General features: G+C 28.5%; 17 protein-coding genes. 9 read left to right on the top strand and 8 right to left on the bottom strand.

All coding sequences use genetic code 11. The annotated features are described in order from the left end of the window. Positions 1–42: 42 nt before the first annotated feature. The gene (locus tag FZC35_RS02105; protein ID WP_148981005.1) at positions 43–882 is read left to right on the top strand and encodes an acetyl-CoA carboxylase carboxyltransferase subunit beta; all 840 of its coding nucleotides are present in this window, start codon (positions 43–45) and stop codon (positions 880–882) included. Positions 883–1,438: 556 nt separating this feature from the next. Here the strand turns inward: FZC35_RS02105 and FZC35_RS02100 are convergent. Together FZC35_RS02100 and FZC35_RS02095 are read right to left on the bottom strand one after the other, a co-directional pair. Then, a complete protein-coding gene (locus FZC35_RS02100; RefSeq protein WP_148981004.1) occupies positions 1,439–2,704 on the bottom strand; it encodes a leucine-rich repeat domain-containing protein in 1,266 nt (421 codons plus the stop codon). Positions 2,705–2,781: 77 nt separating this feature from the next. Continuing rightward, positions 2,782–3,717: a leucine-rich repeat domain-containing protein gene (locus FZC35_RS02095; protein ID WP_172619026.1), complete on the bottom strand. Its 936-nt coding sequence runs from the start codon at positions 3,715–3,717 to the stop codon at positions 2,782–2,784. A 131-nt stretch (positions 3,718–3,848) separates the two neighbouring features. Between FZC35_RS02095 and FZC35_RS02090 the strand changes: the two genes are divergently transcribed. Together FZC35_RS02090 and murJ are read left to right on the top strand one after the other, a co-directional pair. Further along, on the top strand, positions 3,849–4,382 hold the full coding sequence (locus FZC35_RS02090; protein WP_148981002.1) for a peroxiredoxin: 534 nt from the start codon (positions 3,849–3,851) through the stop codon (positions 4,380–4,382). Beyond that, entirely contained in the window at positions 4,382–5,707 is a 1,326-nt protein-coding gene (gene murJ, locus FZC35_RS02085; protein WP_148981001.1) for a murein biosynthesis integral membrane protein MurJ, read from the top strand. The genes FZC35_RS02090 and murJ overlap by 1 nt, the downstream gene beginning before the upstream one ends. Positions 5,708–5,796: 89 nt before the next feature. Here the strand turns inward: murJ and FZC35_RS02080 are convergent, their stop codons facing one another. Next, entirely contained in the window at positions 5,797–6,987 is a 1,191-nt protein-coding gene (locus FZC35_RS02080; protein ID WP_148981000.1) for a leucine-rich repeat domain-containing protein, read from the bottom strand. Positions 6,988–7,132: 145 nt separating this feature from the next. Continuing rightward, a complete protein-coding gene (locus FZC35_RS02075; RefSeq protein WP_148980999.1) occupies positions 7,133–7,585 on the bottom strand; it encodes a hypothetical protein in 453 nt (150 codons plus the stop codon). A 120-nt stretch (positions 7,586–7,705) separates the two neighbouring features. Between FZC35_RS02075 and FZC35_RS02070 the strand changes: the two genes are divergently transcribed. Next, positions 7,706–8,434, top strand: a complete 729-nt coding sequence (locus FZC35_RS02070; protein WP_148980998.1) for a 2,3,4,5-tetrahydropyridine-2,6-dicarboxylate N-succinyltransferase — start codon at positions 7,706–7,708, stop codon at positions 8,432–8,434. Positions 8,435–8,567: 133 nt separating this feature from the next. On the opposite strand, the gene FZC35_RS02065 is transcribed toward FZC35_RS02070, so the two are convergent. Further along, the gene (locus FZC35_RS02065) at positions 8,568–10,133 is read right to left on the bottom strand and encodes a leucine-rich repeat domain-containing protein (protein WP_148980997.1); all 1,566 of its coding nucleotides are present in this window, start codon (positions 10,131–10,133) and stop codon (positions 8,568–8,570) included. A 102-nt stretch (positions 10,134–10,235) separates the two neighbouring features. After that, positions 10,236–10,934, bottom strand: coding sequence for a diaminopimelate epimerase (dapF, locus tag FZC35_RS02060; RefSeq protein ID WP_148980996.1), 699 nt, complete (start codon positions 10,932–10,934; stop codon positions 10,236–10,238). Between the two features lie 148 nt (positions 10,935–11,082). Between dapF and FZC35_RS02055 the strand changes: the two genes are divergently transcribed. Both FZC35_RS02055 and FZC35_RS02050 read left to right on the top strand, forming a co-directional pair. Further along, positions 11,083–11,721, top strand: a complete 639-nt coding sequence (locus FZC35_RS02055; RefSeq protein ID WP_148980995.1) for a triose-phosphate isomerase — start codon at positions 11,083–11,085, stop codon at positions 11,719–11,721. Then, complete coding sequence (locus FZC35_RS02050) at positions 11,722–12,456, top strand: ComF family protein (protein WP_148980994.1); 735 nt, start codon at positions 11,722–11,724, stop codon at positions 12,454–12,456. It abuts the gene before it with no gap. Positions 12,457–12,508: 52 nt separating this feature from the next. Here FZC35_RS02050 and FZC35_RS02045 read toward each other — a convergent pair whose 3' ends face one another. Further along, on the bottom strand, positions 12,509–12,976 hold the full coding sequence (locus FZC35_RS02045; RefSeq protein WP_148980993.1) for a hypothetical protein: 468 nt from the start codon (positions 12,974–12,976) through the stop codon (positions 12,509–12,511). Between the two features lie 221 nt (positions 12,977–13,197). Between FZC35_RS02045 and FZC35_RS02040 the strand changes: the two genes are divergently transcribed. From FZC35_RS02040 to FZC35_RS02030, 3 genes are all read left to right on the top strand, one after another. Further along, on the top strand, positions 13,198–14,616 hold the full coding sequence (locus tag FZC35_RS02040) for a S49 family peptidase (RefSeq protein WP_172619025.1): 1,419 nt from the start codon (positions 13,198–13,200) through the stop codon (positions 14,614–14,616). A 159-nt stretch (positions 14,617–14,775) separates the two neighbouring features. Continuing rightward, the gene (locus tag FZC35_RS02035; RefSeq protein ID WP_148980991.1) at positions 14,776–15,585 is read left to right on the top strand and encodes an enoyl-ACP reductase FabI; all 810 of its coding nucleotides are present in this window, start codon (positions 14,776–14,778) and stop codon (positions 15,583–15,585) included. 73 nt (positions 15,586–15,658) lie between these two features. After that, on the top strand, positions 15,659–16,147 hold the full coding sequence (locus FZC35_RS02030; RefSeq protein ID WP_148980990.1) for a GyrI-like domain-containing protein: 489 nt from the start codon (positions 15,659–15,661) through the stop codon (positions 16,145–16,147). 491 nt (positions 16,148–16,638) lie between these two features. On the opposite strand, the gene FZC35_RS02025 is transcribed toward FZC35_RS02030, so the two are convergent. Then, positions 16,639–18,471, bottom strand: a complete 1,833-nt coding sequence (locus tag FZC35_RS02025; RefSeq protein WP_148980989.1) for a hypothetical protein — start codon at positions 18,469–18,471, stop codon at positions 16,639–16,641. Between the last annotated feature and the right edge of the window lie 185 nt (positions 18,472–18,656).

Here is an 18,656-nt window from a genome sequence, read left to right as displayed (position 1 = left end):
CAATTTCTATCATTAAACTTGTCGTTATAGTAGAATGTATTTATGAATTGGCTAACAAGTTGGATTCCTAAAATTAGATCTGAAAGGTCAGAGAGTGTTCCTGATGATCTATGGCATAAATGTAATAAATGCGAGGAAATGATTTTTAGATCACATATGGTAGATAATATGTGGGTTTGCACTATTTGTGATCATCATGAAAGAATGCGTGCCCATCATAGATTGGTGTCATTTTTTGGCTCAGAAAGTAATTTTAAGACTGAAATTCCTCCGAGATTGCAAGATGATCCTATTAATTTCTCTGATACAGTGTCTTATAAATCTAGATTAAAAAAAGCGCGTGCAAAATGTGATATGGATGATTGCTTTGAAATTGGAGTTGGTAAATTAGAAGGGAATTCTGTTGTTGCATTAGCAATGGACTTTGCATTTATTGGCGGATCAATGGGGAGAGCGCTAGGAAATGCAATTGTGCATGCTGCAGAAATTTCTATACGAAATAAGATTCCATTGGTGCTTTTCTCATCTTCTGGTGGAGCTAGAATGCAAGAAGGTATATTTTCATTAATGCAAATGGCTCGCACAACTATTGCTGTTAAGAAAGTGAAAGATGCAGGAATTCCTTATATTTCCGTTCTATGCGATCCGACAACTGGTGGAGTTCAAGCCTCATTTGCCATGTTAGGAACTGTGACATTAGCAGAGCCTGGAGCCTTAGTAGGATTTGCAGGAAAAAGAGTTATTCAACAAACAATCGGAGAAGAATTGCCAAAGGATTTCCAGAGCTCAGAATTCCAATTTAAAAATGGATTCGTAGATAAAATAGTGCATAGATCAAAAATTGCATTAGAAATTAACAGAATCATTAATATATTAAAGTAACTGTTAAGGAAATTATTTCATATAAATTGCCAAGGAAATATCTCATACAATATTAAATTTATCATTATAGTAGGGCATATCTATAATTGATTAACAAGCTGGATTTCTAAAATTAGATTTAAAAGATCAGAAAGTGCTCCTGGTGATTTGTAGCATAAATTCAACAAATGGATTTTATTGAAACAATTTTATCATATGCATTATGATAAGAAAAACATTTAATAAACAGATTGCAAAGGAATTATTTAGATTGCAAAGGAATTATTTTTTTGAACTTAAAAAATTCATGAAAATAATATATAGCTGCTTAATTTGTATTTTTGTAAATTCGCAATTATTAGCGCTATTTCAGTGTTTTTTATAAACTAATTCATTGTTAATTAGAATTATTTTAATATTAGGGTTATTTTAAAATTATTGTTAGGATCACTTCAAATTTATAAAATGTTATCTAGTTAGATTTTTCATGATTAGAATTTTGACCTTCTATTAATATGGCATCATATTGCAGAAATAAGCTATGAGAAGAATAAGATAAATATATGGTTTGATATAATCAATCTATTTCATCAAGTGTTGTATCTGTTAGTTGCTCTGTAATGCTTAATTGGTTTGGGGTGAATTGATATGTTGCTAGATTTGATGGGAACAATTTTGTGTATGGGAAAGTTTTGTCGAACTGATAATGAATGCATGCAATTTCACCTTCTTCTGATAATTCTATTGCTTTTCTCCATTTTTCTTCTTCAGCTTTAAGGTCATTTCTATTTTTAATTTGATTTTTAATGTTGTTTACATAATCTTTGGAAGATTGATCAAGAGGGTTTTCAGATAGATCTAATTCTTCCAGTTGATTTAAATTAACTCCTTTTAATTGCGCTGATCCAAATTCTGTTATTTTGTTATTGGCAAAGGATATAGATTTTAATTTAGGGCACTTTTCAAACGTTCCTTCTTCTATTTCTGTAATTCCAGAATATCCAATGTATATAGATTCTAGATTTGGGAGATTTAATGTATTTGCTTTAAGTGATGCGAGCATGTTTTCGCTACATAAAGAGATTTTTCTCAATTGAGACAAATTTAGAGGTTTAATTTCTGATACAAGCGCTCTTGTTGATCCATCAATTTCTTGGACATTAGGACATAAAGCAAATACTCTTTGCTCTAATGCTCCTTTCACTAAAAATAATCTTTGATTTAATGATCCTTCCACTATGCCAAATCTTATTTTTCTCCCATCAAATAATTCTTTTCTCCTTACTTCATCACCATACAATGCACAGTATGATTTGATTGAATGATCATGCTCTCTGAACTTATGATAATGAGGAGGATAAAAATCAAGATGTTCTATTTTTTGCGCAAAGAACCATTTCAAAGCATTTGCAGGATGATGTAGTTTATGAAAAGAACATGATTTATCAAGCACTTTTTCAATCAAATCATAATCTACAAAAAATGGAGCTATAATATCTGTAATTTCATGTTTTGAGAATGTTATTGAATTTCCAGATAATTCATTTTCAGACCTTCTTCTATTATTGTAAAGCAGAAATGTTTTCAATAGAGGTAAATTTACAAAAGTATTTACTTCCTCTTCGTTGAATTGTCTATATATTTCAATATCATGCTTTAACTTTTCTACTCGCTGATCTACATATGGTACACTGCTATAACCTGCGCTATAACCTGATGAGCTTGAAAAAGATCCTATCTTTCCTCTTAGGCTTGAGGTCAAACTTCTAGCACCTGCTTGAGCGCAATTAACTTTCAATCCAAATGTGCATGCAAAAAGAATTGCTGCAATAATATTATTCATGTGTTATTTTATCTTAGTCGATTGAGCTTTGCAAATTATACATTATGATAAGAAAACATATGATTAGAATATTATAATTATTTTTTACTTTTTAAATAATTGTAATAATTAGCTGATTCTGAGTTCAAAGGATTATTGTTAAGTTTTATTTTACATTCATCAATATTTATTCCTATCAATTGATTGGATCCAAATCTTGTTATTTGATTCCCATCAAGATTTAGTTCTTTCAACTTTGGCATTCCTGCAAATGCTTCTCTATCAATATGATCAATTTGATTGCAAGCAAAGCAAAGATGTTCAAGGTTTGGAAGATTTAACGTTCCTTTCAATATTCTTGTGATTTCACTTTTTGTTACAATAAGTTTTTTCAGTTTATTGTGATAAATTCCTCCTTCAATTCTTTGCATCTCGGAGAAAGCTGAGTAGATTACTGTTGCATTTGGAATAAGAATGAATAGATTCTGCGATAAATTTATATTTATATTTTTCGATGGCATATACGATGCTTTGTTTATTAATTCAAGCGATTTTTTCAATTTATCATCATGTAATGAAGCATATGAACATATATGCAAGCATTCAAAGTAATATTTATCTTCATATTTCAATGAATCATCATTTATTCCATTCGCAAAATAATATTTTAATGAACTTGCTGGATAATTGAATTTATCCAATGATATATTTTGATTTTTCATTGAATAATATGATTTTTCATCAATGAGATGAGAGGTAATTATTTCAATTATTTCATGATCTGAAAACATCATTTTTTTCTTATTGCAAAATAAAAATATAAGAAAAGGCTTGGAATTAATGAGAGTTGCAAATTCTTTACTTGAGAGTGTTCGATAAAACTCTATATCCATTTTCATTTTTTTTGACAATGAATCTTTTCCAAAATATTGAGAAAACACTCTGCCTACTCCATCATTGCTTGCGCGACTAATATTATCTTGCATGCAAAATATATTTGAAGAAAATAATAGAAATACTATATTAAATAACATCATAATTAAATTTATATATTATTGCTCTATAGAAATCAACTTATCTAATATTTACTTAGCAGCTCCAACACAAGTAGTGGAACTTTGCAAATTATATAAATCGAGATAGAATGTGTTTATTGGAGGTTGTTATGTTAGGTATTGGTTCTAAGTTTCCTGAATTTAATTTGACTGCTGTATTAGGCAATAATGAAATGAAAGTTGTTAATTCTTCTTCTTATAATGGAAAATGGATGGTTTTCTTCTTCTGGCCTAAAGATTTTACATTTGTTTGCCCTACTGAAATTAGTGGATTTGCAGATTTGCAAAGTGAATTCGAAGATCGTAGTGCGCAAATTTTAGGGGCTAGCATGGATTCAGAATTTGTTCATTTGGCATGGAAAAAAGATAATGCTCAAATTGGGAAAGTTAATTTTCCTATGCTTGCAGATATAGGTGGAAATTTATCTAGCGAATTAGGAATTAAGGATGTTGATGCAGGCGTGTCTCAAAGAGCAACATATATAATAGATCCAAATATGGTTGTTCGATATGCAAGCGTTACAGATCTTAATGTAGGAAGAAATCCTGAAGAAGTGTTGAGAATATTGGATGCATTGCAAAATGGTGGATTGTGCCCTGTAAATTGGAAAAAAGGTGAATCCACTCTAAATCCGGATGCATAATGAGTAAATCTCAATCTATTTATAAGAAATTTATATTGAGCAGCGCTTGTGTTAGTTGTTTTGCTCTTATATCAAGAGTATTGGGCTATTTTAGAGATATTATTATATTAAATTGGGCAGGAGTAGGCGCTATTACGGATGCGTATATATTAGCTGTTAAATTCCCATCTTTATTCAGAAAAGTTATATCAGATGGGAGTATGAATAATTTGCTTATACCTATGTTGAAAGACTTGAAGTTAAAAAATAAAAATCCAAACGCTTTTCTTGCGAAATTAATTGTAAAACTGTGCAAATGCATTATTATAGTTATGATAATTTTTCTACTTTTCATTAAATATGGAACATATTTTATATTTCCAAATTTATCTAGTGAAGCAGCTTTATATTTTATAAAATTTTCTTATTTCATTTTGCCAAGCTTGTTCTTTATGGGATTATCTAGTGTGCTTGTTAGTTCTTTGAATTTCAATAAAAAATTTGCAGTATGTGCTGTATCTAGTGCGATATGTAATATTATTGCGATTGCAACATTATTGATTTGTTATAAATTTAACTTGCCATTTTCATTAATTGGATTTGCCATTTTATTGGGAAATATTGTGCAATTTATATGGATTATTTTTCATGCGTGGAGAAATAATCTAATCCCATTGTATGAAAAAATAAATTCTGATGATATGTATGAAAAAGAATTTATGGTATTTAAAAAGAAATTTATAAATATTTCATTCTCATCAGGAATTTCCCAAATCATGATTATGTTTTCATCATGGTTCGTAAGTTTTTTACCTACAGGAAATATATCATACTTAGCTTTTGCAGATCGTATTATGCAGGTTCCATTAAGCTTAATAGGAATTGTGTTTAGCACTACATTTTTGCTATATTTGACTCAGTATATAAAAGAGAAAGAAATTTATAAAGCAAAAGAGTTGTATAATCAAGTTTGGATATATGGATTAGTAGGATCTTCAGTGATATCCATATTGATCTTTTTTCTTTCGCTTCCAATATGTAAAATATTATTTCTAAGAGGAAAAATGACACTAATTGATGTTATGCACATAAGCTCATATTTGAAAATATATATACTTAGTGTTCCGGCATACACCTTAAGCAAAATAATGAATGCAGTATTTTTTGCATATGATAATACGAAAATCCCATTAAGAGGCGCAATGGCACAATTTGCCTCTAATTTTGTTTTGATGCCTATTTTATTTCATATGGGATCTTTCGGAATCTCGATATCATTTCTAATATCAGCATGGATTTATGCATTGTATTTGTTTATTGAAATAAGAAAAGAAAGATTTTTATGATTTCGATTAGTTGTATAATTGCCTGATTTATGATTTATATGATTGCATGATTGAGCCAGATAATATTTGGCAAAATCCTACCGCTTAATTTATTGAATTGCTATGCTTTTAATTACTTCTTTTAGCAGCGCATGTGGCATTGTATTTTCATCTTGAAAGTTAGGGTAAATTTCTAAATTTAGCAATTGGATTTCTAAGATGTTTTTTGCATTTGTTGATATATATAAGCAATTAGTATAAGTTGTTAGATAGATTTGTCTAAGTTTTGGCAAGTATGACAAACTTTCAATTTCCCAATATGATGCATTTTCATCATCTTTAATTGAAGAAAAATATTCATGATCTTCTTTTGAAACAATGCATTTAATACTATTGTAATTCAAACTTAATGACACAAGGCTTTCCAATCCTTTAAGGTCATTTTCTTTTATTCTTGATATATCATTGTTTGAAAGATCTAGTTCTTTTAGATTTTTTAGATTAAATAAATTAGGAATTGATTTGAGCTTGCAAAAAGATAAATTAAGTTTCACTAATGAGATTAAATGATTAAAAGTATTTTTTGGTATGCAGTAATCATGCAATATTCTTATGTTTAATTCTGTTAATAATTTAAATTCATAAAGTATTTTTTTGTCAATTTCTTGATTGTAATCAATTTCTAGCATTTCTAGGTTTTTATATAGAAAGGATACAAATGGGCATAAATGCTCACAATAACCTATGCGCAACTTTGATGTTTTCTCCATATTTTCTCTATATTTTTTGACATGAGTTGCCGCATACATTTTTTGAAATAATCCACCTTTTTCAAAAGGATCCAAACTGAATAGAAAATCTGTATGCATAATTTTGCAAGCAGATTGATATTTTAATAAGAATTGAAAGTATTTTTCTTTATCAAATATATAAGAGGAGATTTCATAAATTAAATAAGGTTCTTTGTTTAATTTTGACAGACTATTTGATTTTCTGCATAATAATTTAAATGCATTAGTTGCTATTCTTTCATGCTTAGTATAAATAAATTCTACAAACTCGTTTTCATTTGTCTTTTTATACAATTTAATGTCGTTGCTTATTTCTCTCCGCAGTATTTCTTTTTGCTCATAAGATTCTATTTCCACATCGCAGAAATACATAGGATAATGCAGTTTATCTAGTGCAAATCCTGTGCAATATGAACAGATAGGAATAGCAAATATGATTACTCTTCCTGTTATTTGAATTGCATTCTTAATTTTATTTAATTTAAATAATGTTATGTATTCATTATACAATGTGTATTTAGAGATATAAAGCGTTCAATGCAAATATATTTTGCAGTTTTTTAATTTCATGGTCTAATTATATGAAATAACAAGTGAAGTGCAAGCTATCATTGCATAATGAGGCTTATTTCAGTTTTAATAAGATTAAAAATCTTTATTTTATATTTGAAATGCATTTATTATGTTTATTTTTCAATAAATCTTGAGAATTACATCTTTCTATAAAGTTTTTTATTACGCTGCTTAAAGGGTAGGCATTACAATAAAAATAATTATTTGATAATTCATATTTTAAAAGCCCAATCACAAGATCATTTTCATTAAATATATAAGAGGATATTTTGTCAATTAAGTAAGGCTCTTGATTCAATTGTGACAAACTTCTTGCTTTTTTGCATGACAATCTAAGCATGCTTTTTCTTTCGCACTCATCTTTAATAATGGTTTTAAATTCTTCACATGATACATTCTCCCCCCATTGTTGTTGTGTTTTTTGCAATAAACAATCTATATTTGTGCAATATGAGTAGATAGGCAAAGAAAGCATTGCAACTCTTCCTGTCGCATAAATTGTATTCTTAATTTTACTTAATTTAAATAATGTCATGTATTCATTATACAATATATATGTATAGATGGCAAAAAAAATTTAATGCAACTCTATTTTATATTTTTTTATTTCATTTATTGTGTTGATATTGATGATATCACGTTGTAGGGTTAAATTATGAATGAAAAAGTAGAATCTTTGCTAGTAGATTTAGAGTCTGGGAAAGTTAAAATAGTGAACAAAGAGAATCAATGGGAATTGAATAAAAATGCATTTAAGCAAATTAATAATATTTTTAAATCAGAGAAGCAAATTACTGGAATAGATAATTTAACAAAATGGAATGACAAAGTGGATTTGCAGAATAATATAAATAATCAAGCTTTATTAGATAAAAATTCTCGTTTTGTTCCAGGGTCATGGATTAGAAGAGGGGTATATATAGGAGAGAATTGCGTGATAATGAGTAATTCATTTATTAATGTTGGGGCATATATTGATGATGAATCAATGATTGATAGTGGGGTAACGATTGGGTCATGCGCGCATATAGGAAAGCGTTGTCATATTTCTTCTAATACAGTGATTGCTGGAGTTTTGGAGCCCTCAAGCGCTATGCCTGTAATTATAGAAGATAATGTATTTATAGGAGCTCAATGCATTATTGCGGAAGGCATTATGATTCCAGAGGGATGTGTATTAGGGGCAGGAACAAAAATCACATCATCAACAAAAATATTCAATAGAGATGGATTGCAAATGGATAAAATTGATTCATATAGCGTTATTGTTCCAGGATCATATTCCATAAGCAAAAATATATCGCTTGAATGCGCAATTATAATTAAGAAAGTTGACGAAAAAACTAAATCCAAAATTTCAATCAATGATTTGTTGCGTGGTTAATTTGAAATAATCCAAAAAAGATGATCTCTACTCTTTATGATTTTATCCAAATCATTCTTAATTTATATAAATACAGAGAAATCTCTTTGTATTGAAATTAGCATATAAAAATAAATCATTAAAATTAATGAAGTTAAACTAGAAGCATTACTATCTCTACCCAATTGAATGTTTCTAGATCATTGTTACGTATCTTTAATGAAGTTAGGTTATACAGTGTAAGTTTTCTACGTAATGCAAATCTGTTATTGTAAGATAAATCTATTTTTTGCAATTTTTGCAATTTGTTTAGCGCCTCATATGGAAATGCCATTATTCTATTATGATTCAATTTTAACACTTCTAAGTTTGGCAAATCGCAGAAATAATATTGGTCAATGCAGGGTATTCCATTATTATTTAAATTTAGAGATTGTAGCTTAGTGCATTTTTTTAAGAAATGGCAATTTTTTAAGATTGATATGTTGCATGAAGAAATATCTAAGCTTTGCAAGTTGATTAAATTTGCAAATAAATTATCACATAATGTATTGTATAATGCATTGTTACTTAATTCTAAAGTTTCTAATTTTGTTAGTTTTCTGAATGTGTTTTCATGTATGAAAGTTAGTTTATTATTTTTAAGAGAAAGTTTTTGAAGGCCATGCAAGTTGAGAAAAGCATTCTCATCTAATTCATCTAATTCATTATTTGACAAATCAAGAATTGCCAATGAATTTAAATTGTCACTAAAAATCTGGTCTCCAATTGATGTAAATTTATTTCCAGATAAATTAAGTTCTTGCAAATTAGAAAAATTAGCGAATAATGGAATGTTTGGAAGTAGATGCATTGCATTATTTGTTAGATGTAGTATTTTTAAATTTATCAAATTCACAAATGACTTCAAATGCAATTGAATTATTTTGCTTTTATTTCCAAGTAATTTATTTCCATAAAATATTTTCTTTTTAGTTGGTTTGTTGTTAGATAAGATCAATTTTTCTAAATTATGCATGCCATAAAATGATTCATTGGGAATGCTTATAATGCAATTATCAGAAATAATAAGCTCTTTTAATTTTGTTAATTTACTGAATGCAAATTTAGACATTATGTAAATTTGATTCCCAGATAGATCAAGCTTCTTGATATTTTTATATGGATCTAGAAAATTCTCCACCATTTTATTGCATTTATTAAGTGATTTTGTAAGATCTAAAGTAGTTTCCATTTCCATTTCATGAATTATCTTTTCTACATATGTACTAAAATATCTTTTTACAAAGAAATCATTGCGATTAATTTCATACTTTCCTGTCAATATATTTGCAATACATTGTGTATTTATTGAGCATAATTGCTTTAATGCAGATGGATATTTTAAATCAAATAATTGACTATTTTCACCTATCATAAAAGGCATTATTACATGATCAACTAAATCAACTGGAAGTAATTTTGTTTTTCGAAGATAAAGTAGAAATATTTTTGAGTGCTTAATAAAGGAAATAAAATTATTTATTTGTTTTGTTGAATGTTTTCTATAAATTTCAAAATCATGCATCGCTCTATCAAATAAAGCCTTATCTGTTTGTGCTAGATAGGATGGCCTACTTGAATTTTCTTCTAAAACATCTTTTGTTTCAAGGTATCCATTTTCTTCCAATCCACAAAATATAATTATAGGAAATAATAATAGTGTTTTTAATAAATTCATAGTTTATATTACAAATAGGAAAGAATTAATGCAAGATAGATAAGTAAAATGATATATAAGTTTAACTATTCTTCTGCAAAGTTTGCAAATAATTAATTAGCATCAATTCGTCCAATCACCTTCTGCAACTATGTTTGCTTCTCCGATTTGCCATAATTTTGTTTTTTGAACAATGCATAATTCACCTATTTCTGTGTAAAATTTGACTTGTTTTTGAGAAATTTGACCGCTATGCCATCCAGCGCATGCAGCTGCTATAGTTCCAGATCCACATGCTAATGTTCTTCCAACTCCTCTTTCCCATGACTGAATATTCCACTTTCCATCATTCCAAATGCACATAATGTTTTTATCTTGCAAATAGTTTGCAAATTGCAAAGTAATTTCATTCCAATTTGGCGCTTTATTTTCAATGATTACGATATGCTCATTTCCAATATTTACATCATATATATTATTGTGATTTATAGAATTGATAATTGGCTTAATTGGCAAGGAGAATGCTATTTGATTTTCCAGTTTTACAGTATTAATTGTTCCTGATTTCGTGATAAATTTATTTCTAGTATTTGTGTAATATTTAGCTAGACATCTAATTCCATTTCCACATAAATTCGCCTCTGACCCATCTTGATTCCAAAATCTTACATAATTTTTGCCATTTTTTTGAATATTTTGAATTAATTGATCGCATCCAATTCCTAGCTTTCTATCGCTAATTTTTAATATTTGCTTATGATTTATTTCTTCAAAAATCATTACAAAATCATTTCCTAATCCATGCGCTTTAATGAATTTCATACTTAATTATATGATATCATAATGTAATATAAAATGAGCTGCATACATATTGAATGATTTGATATGGAAGCGTTTATATAAATTGCATTATTGCCAAACAATTGAAAAAATTCCTAACAAAATGATAAAAAATATATTAAAATAGTTAGTGAGTTTTTTCGTAATAGCAAACTGGAAAGGCATTCAAAATGCATCAGTTATGGAAAATATTTATGAGTATAATCATAAGAAGAATGTAAAGTATATTGTTGCGCCAAATTATTTTGCCATATCTAAGTTATCTAATTTGAAAAACATATCATTATGTGCTCAGAATTTTACACAAAATACACTAACTGGAAGTATATCTATAGAATTATTAAAGCAATTTAATGTTAAGCATTGTTTATGCAATCATGCAGATCATTATCAAAGTAATTATAATCCAAAAAGTATGATCAAAGCATGCGATGAGAATGATATCATTCCTATTATTTTTGTGAGAGATATATATGAAGCTGAGAAATTAAGCAATTTATCTAAAAGTGGAATAATTGTTTATGAGCCACATGAATATATAGGAAAAAAAGATGCTCCAGGCGCGAATATTATTGCTGATAAAGTAATGCAAATTAGGAAAATTACAAATAAGCCAATTTGCTATGGAGGATCGCTAAATGAAAGTAATTACCAGCAATTTATTGGATTTCTTGATGGATTATGTTTCGGAAGATTGAGTAGAGAGAAAATATTTAACCAAATTATACAAAATATAAATCAAGATATTGAAAAAACAATTGAGGTATAAATGAATTCAATTGTAAGTAAATGTATGAACAAGATTACTGATTTATTTTATCCAAAGATATGTTATTTATGTAATGCTCCTTTGCAAGAGAATGGATTGTGTCATAAGTGTTGGAATAAAATTAGATTTATACAGGATCCAGCATGCAAGACATGCGGAAACCCTTTTTCATATGATATGGGAGAGTCAATTTCATGTGGAAAATGCATACAAAATAAGAAATATTATATAGACTATGCGAAATCTATTATGAAATATGATATAAATACCAAGAAATTGATTATGTCTTATAAGAATCATAATTGCTTTTATTTGACTAATTTCTTTGCTAATTTAATGAATAATTCAATTAAAGAGTGGGCCGATAATGTGGATTATATAATTCCAATTCCTTTGCATAATTGGAGATTGTTTTGGAGGGGGTATAATCAAACTGAGATTTTAACAAAACAACTGTCAAAGATTGCAAAAATATCTCATTTGCGAGATGGGTTATTGCGTACGAAATGGACATATAGTCAGAGCAAATTTAATAAGGCAGGCAGAAAGAAAAATATGGAAAATGCATTTGAAATTAACTATGCTCATGAGAATAAAATTAAAGGGAAGAATGTTTTGATTCTAGATGACGTTACAACTACAGGAGCAACTTTAAATTCAGCCGCAAAAGTATTGAAAGATGCTGGAGTAAAAGGCGTATATTGCATTACGATTGCGAAATCAATTTCATTTTAGATTTTTCAAAAACAAGCCTCTATATGCAAACAAGTCTTTGTATGCAAATTTCTTATAGAGAGGATTTGTGCTGCATTGCCTTTAAGTTGTTTTTGTTTAAATTGCTATTAATTATCCATTTTGCATTTTGAAAAGCATTTTTCAACTCAATTATTTTACAACTTTTGTTTAGATGGATTAATAAATTTTCATCTATATTTACATGAATGTTAGAAATTTCATAATTTTTTAGCGTTATTTTAAATCTTGTGATTAATTTTTCAATATTTTTCTCGAATTCGCTTATTTCTTCAATAGAATTAAAAGACATAATAAGCGTCGCGTCTGAATTCCCATGAAAGCTAACAGGCCCTATAATATGATCAAATACTTTATGACTTGTTCCACTGAAGATGTGATCATTCCCACAAATCAATTGCCATGGATCTTGAGTGTTCGCTCTAAGGTATCCAGGATCAATAGCTTTTACTGAACTTGCAAAAGCTAAATGTAGAATAATATTACTAACTAAATTTAACATAAACCTCTCTTTGTAATCATTCTATGAATGAAATATTTTATGTCAAGCATTTTCCATGATAAATTTTTATACCAAGCATTTTCCATGATAAATTTTTATACCAAGCGATTTGCGTGATAAATTACATGAAAATACTAATGTATTCGACTCTTTTTATGTGTTTGACTTGCAAGAAATTTGATTGCTAGATAAAATTGATCACTCAATATATAATGCAACTAATGAGATTTATTAGAAATTTTTTGTTTGTTTTATTGGGGTTGCTTTCTTTTAAATCAACATATGAATTATTGAAATGCAAATTGAGTAATAATTTAGTTTTGACGTATGGGTTTAATGATTCTTATGTTCATTATTACCAATTTGATCAGTTGATTTTAGCTTTGAAGAATGCAGCTAATGATTCTAAAATTAGAGGGGTTGCCATTAATTATCGTAATGGAATTTGCATAAATGGAGATTCTCTAACTTCTATTGAAGAATTAATAGATGTGTTTGATTTATTCAAGAAGAATAATAAATTTGTGGATTTATATATTGATGGATTAGATTCTAAAACAGCGTATTTGGCGTCTCATGTAAATTCCACTTTATGCGAAAGTGCATCTAGTTATATATCTGGAATACATGTTTATATGCCATTTGCTCGTGATGCCTTAAGAAGAAAGGGAATCGATATAACTACTATCGCGACAGGAGAATTTAAAAATCCTGATCCAGAATCACGAACTGAAATGAGTGATGAATATAGAGAAGGATTGGAGCAGCTTATAAAAGTTTTATCAGATATCGTTATAGATAAAATTAAATTGATTAAGAAAGTTGATGATATTGATACTATTATGGGATTGAGGAAAAATGATTATATATGTGATTTAATGTCATTTAAAAAAGGGAATAGTTTTTCTGAATGGAGAAATAAATACAAAAAACAAATTAGCATTAATAAGTATGTATCAATGCATTCTAATAAATCATCTAGAAATAAAATTGCAATAATTAATATTTTTGGCACGATAAGCAATGAATCTTATTTAGGCAGTGTAGAATTTATGAATAAAATTGAAAAAATTGCAAATAATAAAGATATAAAGGCTGTGATTTTGCGAATAGATAGTGGAGGAGGAGCTGTAGGTTTGTCTTATGAGTTATATAATATTCTAAAATCGTTAAGTGCGAAGAAATTATTAGTCTCTTCAATATCAGATACATGTGCATCTGGAGCATATTTAATTGCATTGAGCGCTGATAAGATTTTTGCCCCTTCTGTTTCTGTAGTTGGATCAATAGGTGTTTATATGAAACATGCTCATATTAAAGAGCCTGGAGTAAATATAGAGTCAATTAATTCACATAATATCCCTGATATAAATAATAGAAATTCTCCTTTGGATGATAGATTGAAGAAAGACTTAATTAAAGACATAAGAGATTCTATGAATAGATTTAGACAGTTAGTTGCGGATAGAAGGAGTTTTACTTTTGAATATTCTAGACAAATTAGCCTAGGTCAGGTTTATGCAGGAAAAGATGCTGCAAAATTGCGTTTAATTGACAAAGAAGGAACATTATTGGATGCATTGAATTTTGTGCAAAATAAGCAAAAATTGTCTGATTATGAAATTGTTTGGATTGCTTAAATTATTGTAAAAATGCTTAAAATTAATAAATATTGTTATAAATTTGACATGCTTTGCTTTCGTTGATGATTCATATAAATATAGAATTTATATAAATAATTATAGCTTTTCTTGAATTAGATATTTCATGATGATAGAATTCCATAGAGGTTTAATATAATGGATGAATGTAAAAGTAATTTACTAAAAGGAAAACGTGGCGTTATCATGGGAATTGCTAATGATAGATCAATAGCTTCCGGGATTGCGGAGGCTTTTATTAATCATGGAGCTGAGATTGGTATAAGTTATCATCCAGCTTTAGAGAGCAGAGCAATGAAGATTGCTGAAAGCACTGGAGCTTCTTTTGCGCACTCCTGCGATGCTGAAAAAGAAGGAGAAATTGCTTCATTTTTCAATAAAGTTGGTCAAAAATGGGATAATATAGATTTTTTGATACATTCTATTGCATTTGCTGACAAAACATACATGAAAGACAAATATTCCGATATTACAAAAGATGCATTTGCGCAAGCTTTGGATATTTCTTGCTATTCATTTACAGAAGCAGCTAAAGAATGCGCTCCTTTGATGAAAAATGGCGGATCAATGATTACATTATCTTATTATGGTGCGCAAAAATTCATCCCTCATTATAATGTTATGGGAGTAGCAAAAGCAGCATTGGAAGCTAGTGTTATGTATTTAGCAAATGATTTTGGTGTTGATAATATAAGAGTTAATTGTATTTCTGCTGGGCCAATTAGAACATTAGCTTCTTCTGCAATAAGAGACTTTCCTGAATTGCTTTCATGGCATAGAACTCATTCACCGATTAAGTCAAATACAACTATAGAAGAAGTTGGTGGAACTGCAACATACTTGGTTAGTGAATTATCCAAAGGTGTAACTGGTGAAATTATTTATGTTGATAGTGGTTACCATACAATTGGAGTTAGAAGTCCAGAAAATAAAGCTCCTAAACAATAATTTAAATCATTGCAATTAAATCATTTGAAAAATTAGGCAAAAGAGGGTATATTTTCTCGTAATAGGGAGAAATATGAAAAAATCAAAAAACCAATTAAATGAAATAAAGCTTGTTGGAATTTCTGTAAAGACAAACAATGCAGCAGAAATGAATCCAGATACAGGAAAAATAATGCCAACTATAAATAAGTATTTTAGTAATAATATTAACGAAAAGATTTCCAATAGAAAAAATCCAGGAGCAATGTATTGTGTGTATGCTGATTATGAAGGTGATCATAATGGAGAATACACTTACTTTGTTGGAGAAGAAGTAATTTCTTTTGATAATGTTGATTCTACTCTAAAAACACATACAATTCCTCAACAAAAATATGTCAAATTTGAAGTTGCTCCAGGAAAAATGCCAGAGATATGTATAAATGCTTGGAAGGAAATTTGGAGCATGGATTCTAATTCGCTTGGTGGAGAGAGAAGTTTTGTTGCAGATTTCGAAATTTATGACAAAACACCTGAAGCTATAGAAAAAGAAGGTTTTAATATTTACATTGGAATTAAATAATACATTGCATCGGAATTAATAATATATATGCATAATTATAAAATTGCACAATAGCAATAAAATGAATCATTATAAAATTTGAATAATCTATATTGAAATTTAAATTGCCTTTTTATTTATTGAAGTATGAATTTCTCATTTCAGCTGTGTAGTGTTTATACCAATTGAGCGACTTCTTTCTCTAATTGTGAAATATTGATCTAGAATAAATACAAATAATTGAATTAATGATTGAATTAATTTGCTTCAGCTTTATAATGATAATTTTCCATTAAAATAAATTTAAGTTGAAGGTCCTATTAGAAAAAGTTAAATTTGCTACAAAAAAATTGCGTAATTTAAAACTCCTATTAAAAAATGAAAAATTTTATATATTAACAAGAAAATAAAAACGAACAAAGGTTATGAAATTCTAATAAGAAATATAGAAATATATTTTTAATTTAGAAAGATGCATTGCAATTCTAAATAACAGCTTATCACAAACCTTATTATGAACGCGAATGGCGTACAATTCTAAGAGATCCATGATCATTTGTAGAGAAAAGCCATGGTGGGCAATCTTTTTTATCTCCCTTTTTACCTTTTTGCTTATAAACAGTTATTTTCTTTCCTTCATTTTCCCCATCAACTTCTTTTCCTTCGTTAATTGCATTTATGGTTCTAGCATTATATTGGCTTTCAAAAGAAATTTGACAATCTCCTAAGAAGAATTTTTCGCTGGATTCAGGCCATACTTTAAACGCAGCAGTTAAATTCTTGAAGAAATTTGGATTTATATGGGGATACATTCCTCCGTGTCCATTTGATATGTAAAGAATGTTTGCTTGAAACAATTTTGCTAGATTAAAAGTAATCTGCCACTGCTCTTCAGATCCGTGATGAGGGGCAACTAATGCAATTCTGCTATCTCCAAATTTGCTTTCTATTAGATCAAGAACAGATCTTATATTTTTCTGCTCTCTTATTGCTAATTCTGTTACCATATTTGAATAAGTTGAATCTTCTGCATCTCCAGCGCAAATTACTGAATAAGCTTGCTCATCAGATTCTCCATCCACTTTTCCTGTAAATGATATTATTGGACTTTGCGCATTTGGATTTCCTGGAGTATTCATGGACCAAATGTAAATATGATCTTTTAATTCTTTAATTATCGCATCAAATCCTGAAATCAAACTTTTTTTTGCAACAAATTTATTAAACATAGATTCAATATCTCCAGAGAAAAATTTCGGTAAATGAGAGTTTTTTTGCTTTGTAATAAATGGCTCAATCAAAATATGAGATCTTTTTTTAAGACATCCTAATGCCTGCTTCATAACATTAGAATTATCTTCTTTGCCTTCATCTGAATTTTCATCACCTTTACGCCAATATCCGCAAAGAATAGACATAATCTTGCAATCTTTCAGATATTTTGAATCGCTGTGCTTGTCAATATCATCTGCGTTTGCGTTTGCAGCGCATTCACATCCAAATAATTTGCTTATAAAGTTTATATGATCCTTATCTGGATGAGATAAAATTACAAATAAATAGTCCAAGTTTTGCAACTTTGCTCTCAAATTATGCGCCATAGTATTAATTGAATAAGGTTGATTTGTCTTGTCAGATTCTTGCTCTTCTTTCACTAAATTTTGGTCATTGATGTATTTGCATACTTTTCCAAGCAATTCTTTTTTGTCTTTGTCAGATAACTTATCAAATTTCTCTCTATTTACTTCTTTCAAAATGGGAAAATACTGATGAATTTTTTTGCATGCAAAAAGATTTTTTGAAAGCTTTTTAATTTCTTTATTTATTTCTTTAATTTTTTCTTCATTTTGCTTTATATTTTTACTCCATCTAGCATAATCTTTAGTTGGAGTTCCATCGTTCTTTGATGAATTCCCCTTATTATCTGCTTTGGTCATCTTATCTTCATTAGATTTTAATTCGAATTTTTGTTTATTCAATTCTTTAAATTTGCTATTCAATTCTTCTGCAAGTTTATATGTTTCTTCATCCAACTTCGTTCCCAAATTCTTAGAAAATTCTACTTTTCCACAATCATATAGGAATGCAACTGTTTTTCTCTCAATTTTCCTTTCAAATTGCTTCTGCTCACTTGATTCTACAACTTTTCCATCTTCTTTTTTAAATTGCTTTTTCCCATGACTATCCCCAAATTCTGACACTGTGCTTAATTCCACAACATACTTCATAATCTGGCAATTACCCTGCCCGACGTCCTCGATTGAGAAATCATATTCAATTATCCCAGCGTATATATTCAGAAAGGTAGCTAAATATATAAATGGAATCCTAAAAAACTTATACATAATTTTACTTCTACATCAAAAATGATTAGTAGTATAGCTTTTTATGTATTTTTTATGCAATTTTATAGGTTTATAGAAATTTATGAAAATTATTTTCGCATTTTGAATAAAATATATTATTTTAATAAAATAGTTAGCTCAAATGAATTGCATTCGGCAATATAATCACTAGAGATTAATAGTTA

Origin of the sequence: Candidatus Cytomitobacter indipagum, from assembly GCF_008189285.1 — a bacterium.
Taxonomy (GTDB): domain Bacteria; phylum Pseudomonadota; class Alphaproteobacteria; order CAJXXZ01; family 1604HC; genus Cytomitobacter; species Cytomitobacter indipagum.
Note: the sequence above shows the minus strand (reverse complement) of the source record. Positions and strands in the feature narration are given on the sequence as shown.